This is a genomic window from Clostridioides sp. LIBA-2809, assembly GCF_056688965.1.
The window spans coordinates 755963-779420 of record NZ_CP197004.1 but is presented as its reverse complement, the minus strand read 5'-3'; the positions used below and the strand labels follow the sequence as shown (position 1 = coordinate 779420).

Sequence of the window (23458 nt, the reverse complement as noted above, 5' to 3'; positions counted from 1 at the left end):
ATAGTAATTAGTGACTACATAATTATTATAATTATTCAAAAACAATTCTATTCTTTCCATTATTTTTAGCTATATAAAGTTTCTTATCAGCTCCATTTACTAGCTTATCAATAGTCATATCTCTGGTATACTCTTCTAATCCACCACTTACTGTAATCTTATTTACTAGTTCTATCAATCTTTTATCACTATAAACTCTAACACGAATACGTTCAGCAACTTCAATAGCTCTATCTTTTGTAAAATTAGGCATTGCAATAATAAACTCTTCTCCTCCATACCTTGAAGCAATTCCGTCTTTTCCAATTTCTTCAGTTAAAATTTGACCAAATCTAATCAATACCTTATTTCCACAAAGATGACCATATTTATCATTTACTTTTTTAAAATCATCTATATCAAATAATACAATGGATAAAATCCTATCTTCTACTGGTTTTTCTAATATACTAGTTATATATTGTATCAAATACCTTCTATTATATAAATTCGTCAAATCATCTACAATTGCTTGTCTTTTAAGTTTCTCATTTAATTTATATACTTTATCACGTTCATAAGAATATTCTTGCAAGACTATTATCATTATTACACTTAAAAACAATGAAACAATAATAAAACTACTTATTGTGTCTGATATACGAGACTCCCCTATAGATATAATTAGGTTAGGATAATTAAATGCTAGAAATATAGATACTCCATACACAATTATAGATATAAACAACATAACTATTCTCTTATATCCATCAAGTGTCAATGATATTACACATATCCCCAATAAGAAATAAAGTATCATCCCACTATTTACTCCCCCACTTATAAAAAAGAGTGTCGGAAATAAAAATAGATTAAGCCCTATATTAATTACTACACGTCCTACATTAACATATCTTGTTTTAAAAGAATAGATTGCCAATATTGACATTATACAAAAACAAAAAAAACTACCCCATACTGATATACTAGGAAGACTACTAAAAAGAGCTGCAACAAAAGCTAAAAATGAACAAATAACACCAGCAAAACAAAAAAGATAAAAAAGCCTTTCTTGTAAGTTTAATTCTTTATTGAAATACTTATACATATATTTTTTAATATACTGTTGTATAGATGCCAAATATTTAATCTCCTCCTTTATTAAGATATTTTCACTTAATTATATTTATAATATTATATCATAAAACAAGTAGGTTTAAATAATGACTTATATATCCAATATATAACAGTACTCTTATTTAATAAGTGTATATAGTAAAAATATATAAGAAAACATTAAAAATAAAACTTCTAAAAAATAATAGACAATTACATACATAAAATAATAAAGCAAAGCACACATATTATGACTTAAGGTGCCTTGCTTTATCTATATATTTTATGAAAATTTATACACCATAATCCTATTCCAACTCAAATGCCCCTGTATAAAGACTATAATAAACACCTTTTTGATTTATCAAATCATCATGTGTACCTCTTTCTATTATACGTCCCTGTTCAAGAACTATAATCGCATCTGAATTCCTAACAGTAGACAATCTATGTGCTATTACAAAGACAGTTCTACCTTTCATAAGATTATCCATACCTTGCTGTACCAGTGTTTCTGTACGTGTATCAATAGAAGATGTTGCTTCATCAAGAATCATTACTGGCGGATTTGCAACTGCTGCACGAGCAATAGAGATTAGTTGTCGTTGACCTTGTGAAAGACTAGCACCATTTTGCGTCAATATAGTCTGATACCCATTTGGCAGTCTAGTAATAAAATCATGTGCATTTGATAATTTAGATGCCTCAATACACTCCTTATCTGTAGCATCCATTTTACCATATCTTATATTATCCATAATTGTCCCTGTGAATAGGTTGACATCTTGTAAAACAACACCCAATGAATGGCGTAAATCTGTCTTTTTAATTTTATTGATGTTAATACCATCATATCTAATTTTTCCATCTGCTAAATCATAAAAACGGTTAATCAAATTTGTGATGGTAGTTTTTCCAGCTCCAGTTGCACCAACAAATGCTATTTTTTCTCCTGCTGTTGCTTCTAGAACTATGTTTTTTAGTACTAATTTCTTTTCTGTATATCCAAAATCAACATCAGAAAACTGAATATCACCTTTTAAAGGAGTATATGTTATTGTACCATCATGATGAGGATGTTTCCATGCCCACACACCTGTATTATCAGTCGTTTCTATTACTTCACCATTATTAAATCTAGCATGTACTGATGTAACATATCCATTATCTTGTTCAGGTTCTTCATCAATTAATTCAAATATACGTTCTGCTCCTGCAAATGCCATAGCCATCATACTAATCTGTTGTGCAATCTGTGAGACAGGCATACAAAATGTTTTTGACAAGTTTAAGAAAGCCACAATCATTCCAACTGTAATAGAGCCTACACCATGCAATGCCATAAGACCTCCAAAAAGAGCAATTAACACGTATTGCAGATTACCAAGTTGCATAATAGCTGGCATAAGTATATTACCGTATTTATTTGCTTGCGTAGAATCTAAACATAAATCTTTATTCTTTCTATCAAATTGTTGTTTTGCATCTTCTTCATGACAGAATACCTTAATAACTTTTTGACCATTTATCATTTCTTCAATATAACCTGTAATATTTCCTAATGTCTCCTGTTGCTTTATAAAATATTTTGCACTTGCACCACCTATTTTTTTAGTAGTTATACTCATGATGACTGTAACTATTAAAACTAAAATTGTCAAAGGTACGTTACTTATAAACATAGAAATCAATATAACGACTACTGTAATAATAGCCGAAATAAATTGTGGCAATGCCTGTGAAATAAACTGACGCAACGTGTCTGTATCATTCGTATAATGACTCATAACATCTCCATGTGTATGAGTATCAAAATAACTAATAGGAAGCTTTTGCATATGTACAAACATATCATCTCTGATTTCTTTCAAAGTTCCTTGAGAAATCTTTACCATAATTCTATTATAGAGAAATGTTGCGACAACACCTAAGATATAAATACATGCCATTAAAATAATAGTATATAATAACCCACTAAATGATGGATTATCCTCAAGTAAAAGTGGAGTGATATAATCGTCAATTAATGTTTGTAAAAACAAAGAACTTATAACAATCGTACAAGAACTAAAAAGGATACATACAACAACTGTACTAAATAAAACTTTATGTCTTCCTACAATATAGGATAACAGTCGTTTGCATACACTGAATACTTTTGTTTCCATCACTTATCATCTCCCTTCGTTTGTGAATCATAGATTTCCCTATAGATTACATTCGTTTTTAGCAGTTCCTCATGTGTTCCATACCCATTGATTTTACCGCCTTCCATGACAATAATATAATCAGCATCTTCTACTGAAGAAATACGTTGTGCAATAATAATTTTTGTAGTCTCTGGTATTTCCTCACTAAATGATTTTCTAATCATTGAATCAGTCTTTGTATCGACTGCACTTGTAGAATCATCAAGTATTAAAATTTTTGGTTTTTTTAACAAAGCTCTTGCAATGCACAGTCTTTGCTTTTGACCACCAGAAACATTTGTCCCTCCCTGTTCAATATACGTGTCATATTTATCTGGAAATGTTTCAATAAAAGGATTTGCCTGTGCCAATTTACAAGCATGTATCATTTCTTCTTCACTAGCATATTTATTTCCCCAAAGTAAATTTTCTTTAATTGTCCCAGAAAACAACTCATTTTTTTGAAGAACCATTGCTACTTCATTACGAAGCGTAAATAAATCATAATCTTTTACATTTACACCTCCTATTGTAATTTTCCCCTCTGTAACATCATAAAGACGTGGTATTAATTGAACCAACGAACTTTTCCCACTTCCAGTTCCACCTATAATCCCTAATGTTGAACCAGCTTCTATATGAAATGAAATATTTTTTAGGCACTCTTTTTCTTTATCATCTACGTAACTAAACGATACATTATCAAAACTTATTTCTCCATTTTCCATATGATATACAGGATTATCACCATTTTTCAAGGAACTCTCTTCATCTACTATTTCTATAATTCGTTCAGAAGAAGCTCTTGCCATATTAATCATAACCATAACCATAGATAACATCATAAGACAATTAAGAATATTCATGGCATATGCAATTAAGCTTGAAAGTTCCCCTGTAGTCATTGTAGTTGCGTTGCTTGAAACTATCATCTTTGAACCAAACCAGCAAAGTAGTAATGTACAACAATATACTGAAAACTGCATTAATGGCATATTATATGCAACAATTCCTTCAGCTTTTCCAAACGTCTTGTATATTTTTTCTGAGATATTTTTAAACTTCTTGATTTCAAATTTTTCTCTTACAAAAGATTTAACTACTCGTATACCTGTGAGATTCTCTTGCACAACTCCATTTAAATCATCATAAGTATTAAACACTCTTTCAAAATATGGATGGGAACGGTTTACAATGAAATACAAACCAACGCCAAGAATTGGGATTGCAATTAAAAATATAGATGATAAACTCGCATTAACCATAAATACAGCAACCAATGAAAATACAAGCATAAGTGGAGCACGAACAGCCACACGAATAATCATCATATAAGCATTTTGGACATTTGTAACATCAGTAGTTAATCTTGTTACAATACTGGAAGTTGAAAATTTATCAATATTAGCAAAAGAATAGTCCTGTATTTTATAATACATATCCTTCCTTAAATTTTGTGCAAATCCAGCAGATGCAGTAGCACAAAAGCTTCCAGACAGGATTCCAAAAAATAACCCTAAAAATACACAAACAATTAAAATCGTTCCAAATCGTACTAGGGTCTGTGTATTGTTTCCACTGATTCCCACATCAATCATTTCTGCCATAATCAGAGGAATCAAAATTTCCATTAAGACTTCCAATATAACAAATACTGATGTTAGTATAGAAGCCTTTTTATACTCTTTAATAGAACAAGCTAATTTTTTAATCATACTCTATCTCCTTTTCTAACTAATTTTTAAGATGTTGACTTATTCTAAGTTTTATCAGACAGCTTCAATTATCTATAATTTTCTTACTTAAATTTTATTTATTTTGTTGTAGAAATGGTTATACTTAGATGTCTGATATTTAAAATTTTATCATTATCTGTTTTGAATGAGAATTTCAAAAAACGCAATAATATTAGATAAAATCTAATGTTATATTGAAATTATAATATCTTCCAGTTATACTTTTAATATGGAAGGAAGGTGCTCTATGAATACTCAACAATTAAAATGTTTCGTATGTGTTGCTGACAGGCTAAATTTCACAAAAGCTGCAGAAGAACTTTTTTTATCTACTCCTACAGTCACCCACCATATCAAAAATCTAGAAGAAGAATTAGGAGCGAAATTATTTATACGAAACTCAAAGATGGTTAGATTGACGGAAATGGGAAATATATTTTACAACGATGCCAAAGATATACTCAACAAAATAGAGATGTCACAAAAAAGGATAGCAAAAGCTACTTCTCAGAACACTTCTTTTTTACGTATTGGATGTTCTAGTCATGCTGAACTCAATAAATTAAAAGATATCTTGTCAGACTTACGAATCGTCTTTCCACAGGTATACCCTTTAATCTTTATGGAAGATTATTTTAAACTTAAAAATTTATTCAATAATAAACATTTAGACATTATGCTTTCGACAAGAGAAATGATTAGAGATATGAAAGAATGTTCTTTTAAAAAATTAAAAGATGCTAAAAATTATGCTATTATGTCCTCACAATCCATACTTGCTGAGAAAGATAGTGTATCTTTTGATGATTTAAAGACAAATTGCTTAATTATATTGAATCCTAAATTTATACCATTTCAACATGGGAATGTATTACAGGAAAAAATATCATTACATTCTCAAAGCCACTTTAATATTGTATGTGAAAACGACCAAGCAAGTATCCTACTTGCAAATTGTGGATATGGTATAACAATATTACCTGAGCATTGCATACCAGCGGAAAGTGATGGCTTTATTATTCGCCCAATCACTGAACAAGCTCTCATTGAATACGGTATTGCATATCAAAAAAATGTAAAGGAAAAATATATTCGATTCTTTATAGATAATTTTACTTGTCTGTAAATAAAAGAGAAGAACCTCAGATATAAAGGTTCTTCTTTTTTATTTTAATATACAATTCTTTAATCTTTTAACTATATCTAGACCTATTTTTGTCTAAACATACTGCTATCAGTAAATATAATCTTACTATATATCCAATTATCTAATTGTGATATAGGTTTAATTTCCCCTTATCAGTTTGTTTTATTTTTATGGTTTTATTAAATTTTACTAATTTGTTCAAATTTTTTTATTCTATTTATTTTATTACTTCTATTTATTTTTATTGCTTCACTTCATCTTTTATTTTATTATTTTTATTACTCTACTTATTTTTATTACTCTATTTTATTTTTATTAATTTTTATTGACTTACTTCATTTTTATTGACTTACTGTACTTATTGATGACATTCCATTTACCATTTTCTTTTCTTAATTCAAGGCTTATTTTAGAATAACACTCTTCTCCAGATTGTGTTACTATAACCTTATCCCCAAACTCATTCTTATAACTATGTTCTTCAATTTTATTTTTCGTATGACCTACCACAATAGCATCTATTCCATCTACTGACATAGCAAGTTTTTTTATTTCATTGCTTGGATTTTTTAGGGCCATATTATTATCTGAATGAACAACTGCAACGATTACGTCTGGATTTTCCTTTTGCATAACCCTTATCCATTCTTCTGCATCTTTTACCAAATTGTTTGTATATAATTTTTCTGTTTCTTCATGAATCTTTAAATTCTTTGAATCTTTATTTGAACCTGAATCACTTGAATCTTTTTCATCCTTATCTACAGTAAGACCCAATACTCCAACCTTTATACTCCCCTCCCTAGTTTCCACTTTATGCATTATATATGGTTTTACATAATTTTCTCCAGATTCATTATATATATTAGCTGACAAAACTGGTATCTTCATTTCCTCAAAATTTTCTATAATAGAATCCAATGTAGATTTCTTTTCTTTAAAATTATTTTTATCTGATGTAAGCTCATGGCTACCAAGTACTACTGCATCATAACCAAGGTATACAATTGGCCATTCATTTATTTTTTTATGGATACCTTTCTTTGCATTGTACTGCCACTCTTTAGACCATTTAGTCATTTCTTTTGCGTTGGTATCCAGAAAATCCCCAGTATCAATAAATATAGGCTGGACATCTCTATCTCTTTCATTAAACAAGCTGACTACCATTTCATCTGAAAAATTTTGATGCAGACCAGATGTTGTGATTATATTTACCTCTTTTCCAAATATTTTTAACTCACTGTACTTATCTTTTATAGACCACTTCTCATTTTTCTTATCTAACTTAAAATTAATCTTTGATACACTATTACCATGAGCTCCAGGTTGTGTTACTATTACTTCTTCACCAGACTTATTTTTATATGTATGCTGTTCTATTTTTTCATGAGTATGCCCTGCTACAATAGCATCTATACCATCTACAGTAGTTGCTAATTCTTTTATTCTATTTCCTGGGTTTTTAGGGTTTTTGGGTTCTTCACCTGAATGTACGATGGCAATTATTATGTCTGGCTTTTCCTTTTTCATAACCTTTACCCACTTCTTAGCATCTTCTACTAAATCATTTGCATATAATTCTCCTTTATACTGTGCTTGTTCCCCAAGTTCTCTAGCTTTTTTGTCTTCCTCAAAATTTTTAAATCTTGAGCGTTCACCCACTTCCTTTATAGTTAGACCTAATATTCCAACCTTTACATCCCCTTTATCAGTCTTTACACTTTTCATTACATATGGCTCTACATAGTTTTCTCCAGATTGTTTATATACATTTGCTGACACCAATGGTATATTATTATTTTTAAAATCAGAAACCAACCTATCAAGGCTTTGTTTATCATTAGAAACAAATTCATGATTTCCAAATGTAACTGCATCATATTTCAGCTTTGCCATTTCTTTAGCTAAAGGAACCTCCCCTTCACGTGGTTCAGCTATTTTTTTGTACTCTGGTATACCATCTTTAAATCTTACCAGTTTTTGTCCAGTAAACCACTTGTTCATTTCACCACTTTGCATATCAAAAAAATCTCCTGCATCTACCATAAGTAAATTCTCATCATATTTTCTTTCTTCCTCAACATAGGAAACCAAATTATCTGGAATAATTGAATGTAAATCACTTGTAGCAAGTACATTGATTTCTGTATCTTTGGTACTTTGACACCCTACGAGTAATACTATTAAAAATATTATTGATGCCATTATAATAAATTTTATTTTCATAAAAGCCTCCCCCTTAGATTTTTGGATGATAATAAAATTTAATATCATGCTTTATCTTTACTATATAAGTTTGTACTATTTATTATACTAAAAGAACTATACGTAAATTCCTTTTTAATTAAATCTACATATAGTTCTCAATATTTTTTATTAGTAAAATAAAACTTACTCTAGTACACTCAGATTATCAATTAAGATTTATCCTAGTATACTCACAATATATTTACCACATTGAAATACTCTTATCTATTCATCTTATCTATACTGCTAATATTAGACATTTTGCTGTATCTATAAATTTTATAAAATTATTCGACTGCGACTGTTTTACTAAATTTATCATTGATAACCCATGAACCTTTTTCTTTATTTACTTTAAAAGTAATTTTAGAATAATATTTACCATGTTCTCCTGGTTGTGTCACTATAACTCTATCTCCAGCTTTATTTTTATAGTCATGTTCATCTATTTTTTCATGAGTATGACTAGCTACAATCGCATCAATTCCATCTACTGTAGTTGCTAGTTCCTTTATTCTATTGCCTGGATGCTTTGGATTTTTAGGTTCTTCTCCTGAGTGTACTACTGCAACTATTATATCTGGCCTTTCTTGTTTCATCACTTTTACCCATTTTTTTGCATCTTCCACTAAGTCATTTGCACACAATTTATCTTTGTATTGAAATTGCTCTTGTAAATTTACATTTTTAATACCTTTACCCACTTCTTTTATAGTAAGACCCAATATTCCTACTTTTACATTTCCTTCATTCGTCTCTACATCTTTTATGAGATATGGCTTAACATAATTTTTACCAGATTGCCTATATATATTTGCTGATAATACAGAAATTGAAACCTGTTCAAAATCCTCTATAACAGCATCTAAAAGACGCTCATCAGACCAGAACTCATCTTTTTCAGATACAAACTCATGATTTCCAAGTACCACCGCATCATACATAGCCTCCTTCATATCTATGGCCATTGGACATCTACTAATCTTTTTGCCTGTATTATTATCCCTTATATTTTTCCACTCTTTATACCACTTAGTCATTACCTCTGTTTGAGGGTCTAAAAAGTCACCTGCATCTACTACTACAGGTTCAATCGGATTACTTCGTTCATTAACAAGGTCAACGGTTAATTTATCAGAAAAATGTGAATGTAAATCTGCAGTAGCAACTATACTTACTTCTTTATCAATTACTTTTAATTTACTAGACTTTTCCTTTATCTCCCACTTACCATCTTTCTTATTTAATTTAAAATTAATCTGCGATACACTATCTGCATGTGACCCTGGTTGTGTCACTATTACTTCTTCCCCAGACTTATTTTTATATTTATGCTCATCTATTTTTTCATGAGTATGACCAGCTACAATTGCATCTATCCCATCCACTGTAGTTGCTAATTCCTTTATTCTATTACCTGGATTTCTATCTGTTTTAGGTTCTTCCCCTGAATGTACAACTGCAACTATTATATCTGGACTTTCTTTTTGCATTACTTTTACCCATTTTTTTGCATCTTCTATTAAATCATTTGAATATAATTTTCCCTTGTACTCAGGTTGTTCTCCAAGTTCTCTTGCCTTTTTTTCTTTTTCAAAATCTTCAATCCCATGATTTTTCCCTACTTCTTTTATAGTAAGACCTAGTATTCCGACTTTTACATTCCCAGCATCTGTCTTAACATTTTTCATCACATATGGTTGTACATAATTTTCTCCAGATTGTTCATATATATTTGCCGATACCAATGGCATATTATTATTTTTAAAATCAGAAACTAGTTTATCAAGATTTTGCTTATCATTTGAAATAAATTCATTATCTCCAAATACTACAGCATCATATTTCAATGGTGCCATATCTTTGACTATAGGTACCTCATCTTTACTTGTCTTAATTATGTCTTTATATTCTGCTCTACCATTTCTTCTAATAACTAGCTTTTTTCCAGAAGTCCACTCCCACATTTCTTTACTTTGTGTACCAAAAAAATCTCCTGCATCTACCATGAGTAAATTTTCATTCTTTGCTCTTTCTTCTTTTACATATGAAACCAAAGAATCTGTCATAATTGAATGTAAGTCAGCTGTACCTAGTATTTTAATTTCTGCATCTGGTGTTTCCTCTTCTAAATTTTCAGTACTTTGACACGCCACAAGTAGTGATACTATTAAAAATATCATAGATGTCATTATAAAAAATTTTATTTTCATAAAATCCTCCCTCTTAAATCTTTAGATTATAATAAAATTTAACATCATACTTTATTTTAAACTATAGCAGTTTATATGATTATGAGCAACATTCATTTAGGCATCAGATTTTATATTCAAATATATACATTTTATCCCTTATATTATTTGTATTTAATCATATTTTAAGTTGTTATATTAAATAGAACGATTACGAGTCATGTTTTGGTATGCAAGTATATTTAGTGCATTTAAAGCTGTACAATAATGAATATGATTTAAGACGAGATATGGGAGAATCCTGATACTAAGCTCAGTTTCTACTATAGGTATGATAGTATGGGCATTTCAATTAGTAAAATATTAAAGAACTGCATTGTACCACTTCACAACCTTATGTGAAAGGGTACAAAGAAGTTCGATTTTATTTATATTAGCTTTTATAATTTATAAATTCATTCATTATTTTTTAGGATTTACAAGTTCATCAAGTAACTTTGGAAGTAGTTCATCTATTTGCTCATCATTGAACTGGCAAGTTCCAACAGCTTTATGTCCGCCACCACCATACTTAAGCATTAGACTACCAACATCAACATTAGAAGTTCTATTTAAAATACTATATCCAACAGCTACAGAACACCCTTTTCCACCTTTACCATTTACAATCCAAGCAGATATGTTTTGTTCTGGATACATACTGTAAATCATAAAGCGATTCCCTGTGTAGATTGTCTCAACTCCACGTAAATCAGAAATGATAACATCTCCTTCTACATGTGTATATTTAGCAATCATCTCTTTAAATTTACTTGTTTGCTCAAAATAAACATCTATACGTTCTTTTACATCTGGTAATTCTAAAATTTCTTCTGTACTTAAAGTTCTACATGCATCAATTAGCTTTTCCATTAATTGATAGTTAGATATGGTAAAGTTTCTCCAACGACCAAGACCAGTCCTTGGGTCCATAAGGTAACCAATTAAAATCCATCCAGTTGGATTTTGTACTTCTTCTATTGTAAGATTTCCAGAATCAACTTTGTCTACTGCCTCTAACATCTCATTAAAATGAGGAAATCTTTCACTTCCACCATAATACTCATAAATAATTCTTGCACAAGAAGGAGCCATACGACTTTCACCTTTATACTTTCCTAGAAGCTCATTTCTCTCAAACTCACTAGAGTGATGGTCAAACCAAAGACCACAACCCTCAACAAATGGTACATTTGCAAGACAATCATCTTCTGTTACCTCAACTAATCCATCCTGTAAGTCCTTAGGATGAGCAAATTTCCAATTATCAATAATACCTGCTTCTTTTAATAATGCACCACATACTAATCCATCAAAATCAGAACGTGTAATTAACCTCATAAGTTTCATCCCCTTTACTTTAAATATGTCATATATATACAATCTTTTCCTTAAATATATCATATCATTTTATATGTCAGCTTGATATACATTTTATTACATACATTGAAATAAAAATACTAAAAAAGCAACAGCTTTATATGAAAATCAAACTGTTACTTTTTATTACTATTAATATTCTTTAGGTGGTGTAATTATTAATCCTACAGAGTGCAATCTTCTTCCCTCTCCATGTAAATTATTTTTAAGAGGTTCCAGTATACTAGCAATCTTTTTATTCGCTTCAACTATCTCATCAACACTAGCATACACTGGACAGACAGAAAATCCCGAACCATCTTTTAAGATATCCTTTTCCCCTTTTTCAGCATACTCATAAAACTCTTTTAAAAATACCATCATATATTGAGTAAATAGCTGTGCATATGCTTCTCCAGAATTCTCATTTATAATATTCTTTACATCATCAGCGATATCCAACTTCATAGCATATACTTTTTCAACAGTTCCTCTTATTTTATTTTCTTCAATCACTTTTATAATGTCATCTTCTAGCATTTTATTAAGATAGCGATAGAGTGTAGCTTTTGATATGTCTTGAAATTTTTCGCCTAACTGTTTTGCTGTAGTTCTGTTATTTGAAAAAATCTCAAGTAGCAACTTACATTTAGTTGGGTTTACAAAACAATCCATCAACTTATCATTCATATTGCATTACCTCCCCTAATATTCTTAATAAGATAATATTATCATGTTGATAATATCAATTCAAGATTACTTGGAAAATTTATACATTGGGTAATATCATTTTCTATAGTTAAATAATAACAGTAAAATTTTTTAATAACTAATTACTTTTCAAAAAATAAAAAAGCCCTTGAATTATTTGTATAACTCAAAGACTTTACATTTCATGATTCAATACTAAGCTAATTTTGCTTTAGCAGCTTCTGCTAATTTTGCAAATCCTTCTGGGTCTTGTATAGCCATTTCAGATAACATCTTTCTGTTAACTTCAATACCAGATAATTTTAATCCATTCATTAATCTTGAATAAGATATTCCATTCATTCTAGCAGCTGCATTTATTCTTTGTATCCAAAGTTTTCTGAAGTCTCTCTTCTTTAACTTTCTTCCTATATAAGCATTTTTTAATGCTTTCATTACGAATGTATTTGCTGGTCTATATAATTTGCTTCTAGATCCTCTGAATCCTTTTGCAAGTTTTAATATTTTCTTGTGCTTTTTACGAGCGTTCATAGCTTTTTTAACTCTTGCCATCGTTATGACCTCCTTTTATATCCCTCTTCTATAGTTATTATTTATAATCTGTATCCTAGTATGGTAATAATTGTGCTATTCTCTTAGCATCTCCATCACTTACTAAAGTTGATTTTCTTAAGTTCATTTTAGTTTTTGCAGATTTTTTAGTTAATATATGTTTTTTAAAAGCTTTAGCTCTCTTTAACTTTCCAGTTCCTGTTTTCTTTAATCTCTTTGCTGCACCTCTATGAGTTTTCATTTTAGGCATGACAAATTCCTCCTCTCAGTTAATCATCTATTTTTTTGGATCTATAATTACAACCATATTATTACCCTCAAATGCAGGGGCTTTTGTTGGTTCTCCAAACTCTTTTATTATATCTAAAAACTTAAGCATAACTTCTTTGCCTATGTCTTTATGTCCTAATTCTCTTCCTCTAAATCTAAGTTCAACTTTGACTTTATCTCCCTTTTTAAGGAATTTTATAGCATTATTAGCTTTCGTATTTAAATCATTTTGTTCAATACCTGGTCTAAGTCTTACTTCCTTTACAACTATATTTTTTTGCTTTTTCTTAGCTTCTTTGTCTTTTCTCGTTTGTTCATATCTAAACTTTCCATAATCCATTATCTTACATACTGGTGGATTTGCATTTGGCGAGATTTGAACCAAATCTAAGTTTTTGCTAGTAGCCATTGCTTGAGCTTCTTTAGTAGGCATTACTCCAAGTTGTTCACCTGTTGATGAAAGGACTCTTATTTCCTTATCTTTTATTTGTTCATTGATTGCTAATTCTTTGCTAATTGTAGGACACCTCCAAATTTTTTATAAAATAAAAAGCGAATGATATAATCATCCGCCATATAAGTTACCAAATTTAAACAAGCTTAAACTAAAATTAAGCTTTAACTTATATTTACCTTACTAACCTTCGTTGTAAGGTGAGAAGCGGACTTCTTCTTTGTTTTATTCTTACCTTATCTACTATATCACTTAATCAAACTATTTGCAACTACTTTTTTTAGTTTATCAAAATTTAATTACTTCTTCCTAATAATAATTATATGTCCATGCTATCTATTTTGCTATTAATTTTTAGATTTCTACTATAAAAATTTTTATATCTGTGTATTCTACATAACAAATTCTATATTGGATTCTAATATACTACATACTTATTATTCTATACGATACTCTAATAAGTTATCTATTTATACAATTTGTATAATAGTATAGATAGATATTTCCTTAAATCTTATTTAACAACTAAATTTTATTTAAAATCTATTTTTTTTAACAGTTATTTTATTTAACAGATATATAGTTCAAATTTTTATATCTAGTTAACACACTCAGTAGTTCCACCTTTTAATACTTATTTAACAGTTCTTCCTTTTATTTATATTAATTTTTTTGTTTATGATAAAGATATAATAATCCTAAATCGATATTATTTTAAAACTATAACTAAAAAACTTACTTAGCTAATTTTATACATAATACTATGCTTCATGTCCCTTAATCTATACAATATAACATTTTTTATCATTTTTATTTTATCTTGATTTGTCGCATTTTATTTAATACATAAAAACAATCTATATATACATACAAATTCACTTTTTCATACATTTAACAAATTTATTTTTATTTAGATAACATGTATATTTTTTCCATGAAAAATAAATAATAAAAAATAGTAAATATGGAAAATATAAAATTGATTAACAATAATTAATTACCTGAGGTGTGAATATGAAAATGCTAAACAACTTTTTTAAGAAAATCAACAATCCAGTTCCTGTCTTTGCACAAACAAAAATGGAAAGAGAAAATCAAACAGACGATTCACTTTCTACAAAACCAAAGACTACATTTAGAGACGTTGCTGGATTAGACGAAGTAAAAGAAGAACTATTTGAAATAGTTGATTTTATGAAGTCACCACAAAAATATCAAAAAATGGGTGCAAAGATACCTAAAGGGGTATTATTTTATGGCCCTCCAGGAACAGGGAAAACTTTACTTGCATCTGCTGTAGCTGGTGAAACAAACTCATCATTTTTCAATGTTACAGGTTCAGAGTTCGTTGAAAAATATGTAGGTGTAGGGGCAAAAAGAGTTAGAACTTTATTTGAAAAAGCTAGAAAAGAAGCTCCAAGTATAATATTTATAGACGAAATAGATGCTGTAGGAGCAAAAAGACATCTTGAAAGTAACAACGAAAAGGACCAAACATTAAACCAACTTTTAGTTGAAATGGATGGATTTAATAAAGACTCCAATGTATTAATAATAGGTGCTACCAATAGACTTGACTTATTAGATGAAGCTTTACTTAGACCAGGAAGATTTGACAGACACATTCATATAGGTGCACCAAATTATCATACTAGATTTGAAATTCTAAAGGTACATACAGATGACAAGCCTATAGACAAATCTGTAAATCTAGAACTTTTAGCTAAAAAAACTCATGGTTTCAATGGAGCCCATCTTTCAAATATAGCAAATGAAGCTGCTATATTTGCAGTTAGAGATGACAGCGAATACATTACATCAGAACACTTTGATAAGGCACTTGAAAGAGTCATTGCAGGGCTAGAGTCTAAAAACTCTGCATTGGTTGAAAAAGAGAAAAAAATAGTATCTTATCATGAAGCTGGACATGCTCTTGTAAGTGATATAGTAGGAATTTGTCCTATACAAAAAATATCTATAGTTCCTAGAGGACAAGCATTAGGTTATGTTCTTCAATTACCTGATGAAGATAGATATATTTATACTAAGGATGAGTTGATTGGAAAAATAAAAATACTACTTGCAGGAAAAGCGTCAGAAGAATTAATATTTAATCATAAATCTACTGGAGCTAAAGATGACTTAAAGAAAGTTACTGAGATAGCTAACCAAATGGTTTGTGAATATGGTATGAGTAATTTAGGATTTATGACTATTGATGGAAATGATAAAACTTTCTTATGTGATAAAATTCAAAAGGAAGCAAATCGTATAGTTGAAGTTTGTTATAAGGAAACTTTAGAGATATTAAAGGATAATCTTGAAGATTTACATTCTGTTTCTAAATTCCTATTTGAAAAAGAAACTATGACTCATGAAGAGTTGAAAGATTTAATAGGAAAAGAAGCTGTAAACTAATGTAAATTTAAAAAGATGAGTCTTATCAACTTTAAGACTCATCTTTTAATTTTATCTGTTAATATAAATATTACCCTTACATAAATACATTAAAGTTTATTATCAGCCAATGTTAACCAAGAATAATTATAAAAATCCTATTCTTTTACTTACTAAGATTCCTTTACAAAAATTATCATTAACATATATTTAGATATCTATCACTTAAACTGTAGAACCTCTTTCAATCAATTCAGGTTTTAGCATTTCAACTACTGATTCATGATTTTCTTCATTTAATAAAGCTTTAAGTATCTTAATTGTTTTTTCAATTAATAAATCTAGTGGCTGTCTAATTGTTGTTAAATTATAACTTTTCCATGAAGCCATCTGAATATCATCATACCCTATAACTGATAAATCTTCTGGTATCCTTAATTTATACTCAAATCTTGCAGCATCCATTACCCCAATAGCTATCAAGTCACTTGTGCAAAAAATCGCTGTTGGTGGACTTGGTAATGATAACATTCTTTTCCCTGCTTCATATCCAGAATCATAATCATAACTTGCAGATTCTTCTTTAAGATTATGAATTCCATTTTGTCTTAACTTAGAATAAAATCCAATTTTCTTTTCCATTTCCTCGCTTGTTTCTCTAGTAAATTGAATGTATCCTATATTTTTGTGTCCCCTATCAAGCAGATATTCAGCAGCCATTCCTCCACCTTCAATTGGGTCTACATAGACTGTACTTATTTTTATACCAGGTATAAAACGATTAAAAAGAATAACAGGAATATTATTTTCTTCACAGGTCTCAGCCATAACCTTATTCATAGCTGAAGCTGTAATAATTACAGCTTCTACTTGAAACTGAATCACTTTTGAAATTATACTGTCTATACTTTCTTGTCTAGGAACTTTAAAAACAAGACATTGTTTACCTATCTCTTGAATTTTTTCTACAAATAAGTTGATAATTCTATTGTAAAATGGACCTAGATTATCACCAACTATCAATCCTATAACATTTGTTTTGCCACTAATCATTCCTCTTGCAACTAAATTAGGAACATATCCTATTTCATTTGCTACACGAAAAATTTTTTCTCTTACCTCAGGTTTTACACCCTTTCCATTTGCACTACCAAATGCTCTTGAAACAGATGATTGAGATACTCCTGCCAATCTCGCAACATCTTTTGATGTAGCTGATTTATTATAATGAACTTTTTTTTGATTCATTTAGTATTTCTCCTTAAACATCTAGTATTTCTTCTTAAAATTGTATTAAAAATAAGATAATATATTGGATGATGAAAAAAGCTAACACAATTAATTCTTGCTTCCCTAAAGAAAATGGTAGTATAGACACTCCATCCACTTTATCCATCTCTTTGTAAATAAGGTCTCTTCTCATACCAAATGCAGTATATTTTTTAATATCGTCTACACTATTATTGTTTTTTAAAATGATACTAAAAATATATCCAAATATCAATGTTATTGTAGCACCTATTGCTGGATTCCACAACCAACTCACGTTATATTTATTAGAAATAAAAAATCCTAAAACTAATCCTGCAATAAAGCCAATAGATACTCCTTTATCATGAGCTTTATATGTAAACATTGCTAGTACAAATGCACCTGTAGCTGGTCCAGCAAAGTATGAGATATAGTTACCAACAAGGTCAAGAATTGACTTAATGCTTCCTCCAAATCCCATAATAATGAAACCTGTCATAACAACACCTATAACCATTGTTATAATCATCGTTACTTTTAATGATGATTCTTTACCATCTTTTTTAAAATAAAACTCATAAATATCTTTTGTAAAAACAGTTGTCATACTATTTAGTATAGAGTCAATACTAGACATTGCTGCTGCAAACACACCTGCAATAATAATTCCAATTGCTCCTACTGGGAGTTCATTCAAAATAAAAGTAATCATTATTTCGTTTGAAGTTTCAAATGTTCTTCCATCATAGAAGACAAATAAAATCACTCCTACCAATAACATAAAGTAATAAACTAAATTCATAACAAATGCACTAACTACAAAAGAATTTTTTGCACTGTTTAAAGATTTAGATGTTAAAACTCTTTGTACTTGAGCTTGGTCAAAACAGAAATATCTTATCCACATTATAGTTCCACCAATTAAAGTAGCCCAAAAAGTATTTGTAATTGAAATATCTGTGCTAAAATCAAATGTATTTAATTTACCACTCTGTTGTGCAATTTGCAATGTATCAAAAAAACTGAGATTCATTCCTTTTAAAGCTGTAATAATTACTATAAATACAGCACTTATTACTACTAGCATTTGAATACTATCAGTCCATATAACTGCTTTAATTCCTCCTAATAATGTGTATATGATTGATACAAGTACAACGATTGGAACTAAAACATAAAGTGGCCAACCAGTAATCATCTGAATAATAAGTACTGGTATATATACCATAGAACTCGCTTGAATCAATGAATTAATAAAAAATTGAATAATAGTTAATCCTCTTGAATAATTTCCCAATCGAAATCCCATATATTCATATACAGAAGTTATCTTTAATCTATAAATAACTGGGGTGGTAACGCTCAGTGCAAAAAATATTGCTAAAGGTACTGTAATATTAACCATTACTGGATACATTCCATCCATATATGCCCATCCAGGACCACCTATAAAGCCATTTGCACTAATCATAGTAGCTGCAACTGATAAAGCAATTGGAATCCATGGCATTGACCTACCTGCTAAGAAATAATCTTCTTGATTTTTATTATCTTTTCCTGAATAATAACCAATAACTAACATTAACAGCAAATATCCTGTTATAATACATACATCAATTGATGAAATCATAAGCCACCCCTTTCTAAGTGATAAAAGAATTTTTCATTATTTTATTACTTCTTGTTTAATGTTTCTGGTAAGAATAACCATACAATAGCACCTGCTACAAATACTGCTATTGATATATAAAAGATAGTTATCATACCTAAAGTACCAGAAGCTGTACCAGCTATGGCAGGTATTGCAAATGTAGATATAATTCTTCCTCCATTAAACGAAATCCCAGATGACAATGAACGATATTTGCTTGGAAATAGTTCTGTATAGTATGCTCCCCATGCTCCAGAATATCCAACAGCAAGACCTAACAATACTGATATCATGTAGAATGTTGTTATATTGTCTCCTCCTAATTTTGTATATATAAAAACAAACACTGCTGCTAATGCCATCCCTATAAAAGGTACTTTTCTCCCAAATTTATCTGCTATAGAACCCCAAAATAAATATCCTACTAATTGACCAATTCCTTGTAAACTATATATGGAACCGGCTACTGCTGCTGTCATTCCAATTCCTGTTACTAAGTATGTAGTTGCATTATTTGAAAATGCTGAATATGCTGTAAAATTAGCACCTGATAAAAGAATTGTTCCCAGACCAATCCATAAGTATTTTCCCTTGTACATACTTATATAGCTAATTCTTTCACCAGTTTCTTTTCCTTTTTTAACTAATTCTTTTGTATACTCCAAATCATCTGGTACAAAGAAAATTGCCAAGATAGCTCCAACTATAGGTGGTACAATCGCAGTATACATCAATATTTGCCAATTTGCATCACCCAAGATTCCATACACCTTACCACCGAAAATCATAGCTAACGAAAATAAGGCAGTTAATATAGCCGCTAATTTACCACGATATTTACTTGGAAACATATCTGCAACCAAAGGCATAGCTGTTCCAAATACACCACCTAGTACTACTCCTGTACACAAACGTGCAAATTTCCATAATATAATATTTGTAGGAGACAACATTGGTATAAATGTTGTCAGTCCAATTAATAAAGCAACACTAATCAAAGTCCTCTTTTTCCCAATTTTTGTAGAAATCACTCCAAAAATAAACGTACCTGGAATTGTCCCAAAAGACATCACAGCAAATATTTCTTCTGTTTGTCTTAATGAAAAACCAAATCCACCCTCTGTTAGAGCATAAATCATTGTTGGTTTAATAAAGGTACCTACCATAAAATTGTAGCAATAAAAAAAGTATATTAAAGCAATTGAAAAAAATGCAATTCCTCTTTTTAGGTTTGAATAGTCCTTTCCTAATATGATATCATTTTCTATCTCAACTGTTGTTTTCATATTCTTTATAAATCCCCCTTTTTAATATTAATCATAGTTTATCTAAGAATTTATCCTGCTATTTGTTATATACATCCATTTCTCGAATTTTATAAAAAGAATAATCATTATATAGATTTCAAAACTATTTATACTCTAATAAACTTACTCTTCTACACCCATATACATTTGCTTTAGAACATCCATACCATCAAAAGTTATCCATTCTTCCTTTACTTTACCTTGTAGTACATGATAATGATTGATTCCCATTACCTCTACAGGTTTTCCAGAAGGTTGTCCAAAAAAACCTATCCCCTCATTTATTCCACGTAATCTCCATCTTACAGATACATCATATCCTTCATTTTTTTCCCTTTGATTACAGGTTACTCTTTCTACTTCATAACTTCCATTTGGAATTGATGCAAGTAAACTTACAATCATACCCTGTATCTCATCATATCCATTTAAATCTTTATCGCATATAAAATGGACTACTGCATTATCATGATAGTATTTTTTAACTTCATTTATATATTTATAATTATAAATACGACTTGTCATCTCAAGCATCATTTCACCAACAGAATCATCTTTCGCTTGGTATTTAACTGGCATAAATTGACCATCCATAGATTCACAGATACCATATGTTGATTGTAAACTAAGTACTTTAGATACACTTGCTTTTGCCATATCTTTTGCTACTTCCTGAGGATTTAATCCTAATTGAGTAACAATCCATAAATTATCTCTAACTAACCACTCTTCATGAATTCTATTGTTTGTTGTAGCACAATCAATTACAGTTCTAAAGTTTATTTTTCGACCTGTTGCTGGTCCAAAATTACTATCACCTAGATTAGTTGCTGTAGATAAAACACGATGAGAAGATAAAAAACCATCAGCACCAAAGTTAGACCATATTACATTTTGTCCAATTAATCTTCTATCAGGAAAAGCATGTAATGTTTGAAGAGTATTGGAAATAACGTCTTTAATACCAACTAAATTAGAAGAACCACAGTGCATTGTAACATTGTTGTGATATGTATCATAAATAACTCCTATACCTTTTTCTTCCCAAATATTATGAGTTATTTTCATAATATAATCTACAAAATCCCTATACTTAGAATCAAATCCTGGTATTTCTTGCTCCCTTTTTGTCTGTTTTGAAAAATCATTGTAGTCCATCACTCCAACAGGTGTTACTTCTAGTGAATCTCCATAGTAAATTTTTGTAGACTCCATATTATATTCCCCCTTAAATACAACTTTTTCATTTTTTTCAGTAGTAATATTTATATTAGATTTATCTTCATCAGTTTTATGTATGCCTGTTTCATTATCAGTAATTTGATTTTTAGTAATTTCATTATCAGTAGTTCCATTATTAGTAATTTGATTTTTAGTAATTTCATTATCAATGGTTTTATTATCAGCGATTTCATTATTAGTAATTTGATTTTTAGTAATTTCGTTATCAATAGTTTCATTATCAGTAATTTCATTATTAGTAATTTGATTTTTAGTAATTTCGTTATCAATAGTTTCATTATTAGTAATTTGATTTTTAGTAATTTCATTATCAATAGTTCCATTATTAGTAGTTTCATTATTAGTAATTTGATTTTTATCTGTATTGCTAAAATTAGTTTGATTTACTTTAGATTTATGTCTTTCCTTAACTTTGTCTGATTCAAGCTCACTTATAGAACTTTCTTTTTCTTGCTCTTTTACTATTCCATCATTTTTATTATTGGATATCATTTTATATTCCTCCATCTTTTTAAGAATACGTATGCATAATTAGGCATTAAAAATACTTTTAGTTCTCTCAAGAATATCAAGACCTTGTTGTTTCAGCCAATAAGGAATATCAATTAGTACCCAGTTTTCTTGAAGCTTATCCCCTTTACGATAATAAACATCAACAACCTGCATGTCTGCTTTAATCTCACCACCTGGCAATCCTAAAAAACCTCCACATGGTATATTAGTCAGATTAGGCCACCCAAAGAAACAAGCAAAGTTCCCTTCTGCGAATCTGCATACATGTCCATTAAAAGTCTTTCCTTTTAAATTATTTCTAAATGGTAATTGGTGTTGCTCTTGATATCTAGGTATAGTATAAGAAGCACCAATCCCTCCTGGACCATACCAAATCATATCTTTAGCCCATGATTTTTCAAGTACTTCTGGAGGGCATCCCATAGAACCACTTTCATTTAATTTAGATAAATCATCTACCATTTTATTCACTAATTCCAAAGTTTTTACTCCTTCAATTTCATCTGCATCTTCAAAAAGTAATCCATTATGGTCAATTGGTCCTGGATATACAAAATATGAACCAGTTTGTGGAGGTAATGGATTGACTCCTGCTTGAATCATAAATCCAATTATGTCTACAAATAATCCAGTTTTAGAAATTTTTCCATCCTGAACACAATTAAATTCTGCATATCTTAAACTAATCATTTTACGAGTATGTTTAATACCAAGCCAATCGTTATCAAAAAGTCCCATAAAGTGTCCCATACTCATTACCCACTCACTATTGTCAATTTCATTAGTCCCTGCAATAAAAATATCTTGTCTTCTTTGCATATTACTTAATGAATTTTTTAAAGGTTTCCAAAATACATCTGCTACATTTTCTATTCCTTCTTGTTCATGAAATGGATATACACCTTTCCAATTATAGTCCGATTTCATGTGTTGCTTTAAAACATTTTTAACTCCATTCCCATTGGCATTTTCTAATGCTTCAAAGTAATTTCTTACAACTTTTTTTGAATTTTGATATTTTCCCATATTTATATCCTCCCATATTTGTTTAAGTTATAATTTAACCTTTCATTCCAACTGCATACGTTATCCTTTCAAGCACT

At 29.5% G+C, this 23458-nt stretch carries 17 protein-coding genes; 2 read left to right on the top strand and 15 right to left on the bottom strand.

Going from position 1 to position 23458, the window contains the following annotated elements; genetic code table 11:
- Nucleotides 1–31 precede the first annotated feature (31 nt).
- The 3 genes from ACTG44_RS03930 to ACTG44_RS03920 all read right to left on the bottom strand — a co-directional run bounded on the left by ACTG44_RS03930 (nucleotide 32) and on the right by ACTG44_RS03920 (nucleotide 4999).
- Nucleotides 32–1120 carry a GGDEF domain-containing protein gene (locus tag ACTG44_RS03930; protein ID WP_021383495.1) on the bottom strand — a complete coding sequence of 363 codons (1089 nt, stop codon included), beginning with the start codon at nucleotides 1118–1120 and terminating at the stop codon, nucleotides 32–34.
- 283 nt (nucleotides 1121–1403) lie between these two features.
- Nucleotides 1404–3263, bottom strand: a complete 1860-nt coding sequence (locus tag ACTG44_RS03925) for an ABC transporter ATP-binding protein (RefSeq protein ID WP_479918203.1) — start codon at nucleotides 3261–3263, stop codon at nucleotides 1404–1406.
- Complete coding sequence (locus ACTG44_RS03920) at nucleotides 3263–4999, bottom strand: ABC transporter ATP-binding protein (protein ID WP_479918202.1); 1737 nt, start codon at nucleotides 4997–4999, stop codon at nucleotides 3263–3265. The genes ACTG44_RS03925 and ACTG44_RS03920 overlap by 1 nt, the downstream gene beginning before the upstream one ends.
- Nucleotides 5000–5267: 268 nt before the next feature.
- Here ACTG44_RS03920 and ACTG44_RS03915 point away from each other — a divergent pair, with 268 nt between their 5' ends.
- Nucleotides 5268–6146 (top strand): LysR family transcriptional regulator, encoded by an 879-nt coding sequence (locus ACTG44_RS03915; RefSeq protein ID WP_479921343.1) that lies wholly within the window; start codon nucleotides 5268–5270, stop codon nucleotides 6144–6146.
- Nucleotides 6147–6497: 351 nt separating this feature from the next.
- On the opposite strand, the gene ACTG44_RS03910 is transcribed toward ACTG44_RS03915, so the two are convergent.
- The 7 genes from ACTG44_RS03910 to infC form a co-directional block, all read right to left on the bottom strand.
- Nucleotides 6498–8396 (bottom strand): metallophosphoesterase, encoded by a 1899-nt coding sequence (locus tag ACTG44_RS03910; protein WP_479921342.1) that lies wholly within the window; start codon nucleotides 8394–8396, stop codon nucleotides 6498–6500.
- 308 nt (nucleotides 8397–8704) lie between these two features.
- Nucleotides 8705–10630, bottom strand: a complete 1926-nt coding sequence (locus ACTG44_RS03905; protein WP_479921341.1) for a metallophosphoesterase — start codon at nucleotides 10628–10630, stop codon at nucleotides 8705–8707.
- Nucleotides 10631–11071: 441 nt separating this feature from the next.
- Nucleotides 11072–11989, bottom strand: a complete 918-nt coding sequence (locus ACTG44_RS03900; RefSeq protein ID WP_479921340.1) for an exopolyphosphatase — start codon at nucleotides 11987–11989, stop codon at nucleotides 11072–11074.
- A gap of 171 nt (nucleotides 11990–12160) precedes the next feature.
- Nucleotides 12161–12697 carry a helix-turn-helix domain-containing protein gene (locus tag ACTG44_RS03895; protein ID WP_479921339.1) on the bottom strand — a complete coding sequence of 179 codons (537 nt, stop codon included), beginning with the start codon at nucleotides 12695–12697 and terminating at the stop codon, nucleotides 12161–12163.
- 216 nt (nucleotides 12698–12913) lie between these two features.
- Nucleotides 12914–13270: a 50S ribosomal protein L20 gene (gene rplT, locus ACTG44_RS03890; RefSeq protein WP_021383519.1), complete on the bottom strand. Its 357-nt coding sequence runs from the start codon at nucleotides 13268–13270 to the stop codon at nucleotides 12914–12916.
- Between the two features lie 55 nt (nucleotides 13271–13325).
- The gene (gene rpmI / locus ACTG44_RS03885) at nucleotides 13326–13520 is read right to left on the bottom strand and encodes a 50S ribosomal protein L35 (protein ID WP_003429729.1); all 195 of its coding nucleotides are present in this window, start codon (nucleotides 13518–13520) and stop codon (nucleotides 13326–13328) included.
- A 27-nt stretch (nucleotides 13521–13547) separates the two neighbouring features.
- Nucleotides 13548–14039: a translation initiation factor IF-3 gene (infC, locus tag ACTG44_RS03880; RefSeq protein WP_479918773.1), complete on the bottom strand. Its 492-nt coding sequence runs from the start codon at nucleotides 14037–14039 to the stop codon at nucleotides 13548–13550.
- A gap of 969 nt (nucleotides 14040–15008) precedes the next feature.
- Here infC and ACTG44_RS03875 point away from each other — a divergent pair.
- Nucleotides 15009–16412, top strand: coding sequence for an ATP-dependent metallopeptidase FtsH/Yme1/Tma family protein (locus ACTG44_RS03875; protein ID WP_021383451.1), 1404 nt, complete (start codon nucleotides 15009–15011; stop codon nucleotides 16410–16412).
- A 204-nt stretch (nucleotides 16413–16616) separates the two neighbouring features.
- Here the strand turns inward: ACTG44_RS03875 and ACTG44_RS03870 are convergent, their stop codons facing one another.
- From ACTG44_RS03870 to ACTG44_RS03850, 5 genes are all read right to left on the bottom strand, one after another.
- The gene (locus ACTG44_RS03870) at nucleotides 16617–17639 is read right to left on the bottom strand and encodes a LacI family DNA-binding transcriptional regulator (RefSeq protein ID WP_021383468.1); all 1023 of its coding nucleotides are present in this window, start codon (nucleotides 17637–17639) and stop codon (nucleotides 16617–16619) included.
- A gap of 34 nt (nucleotides 17640–17673) precedes the next feature.
- On the bottom strand, nucleotides 17674–19272 hold the full coding sequence (locus ACTG44_RS03865) for a sodium:solute symporter family protein (protein ID WP_479918197.1): 1599 nt from the start codon (nucleotides 19270–19272) through the stop codon (nucleotides 17674–17676).
- Between the two features lie 44 nt (nucleotides 19273–19316).
- Complete coding sequence (locus ACTG44_RS03860) at nucleotides 19317–20579, bottom strand: MFS transporter (protein WP_479921338.1); 1263 nt, start codon at nucleotides 20577–20579, stop codon at nucleotides 19317–19319.
- A gap of 144 nt (nucleotides 20580–20723) precedes the next feature.
- On the bottom strand, nucleotides 20724–22334 hold the full coding sequence (locus ACTG44_RS03855) for an ester cyclase (RefSeq protein WP_479921337.1): 1611 nt from the start codon (nucleotides 22332–22334) through the stop codon (nucleotides 20724–20726).
- Nucleotides 22335–22373: 39 nt separating this feature from the next.
- A complete protein-coding gene (locus tag ACTG44_RS03850; RefSeq protein ID WP_479921336.1) occupies nucleotides 22374–23381 on the bottom strand; it encodes a nuclear transport factor 2 family protein in 1008 nt (335 codons plus the stop codon).
- Nucleotides 23382–23458 lie beyond the last annotated feature (77 nt).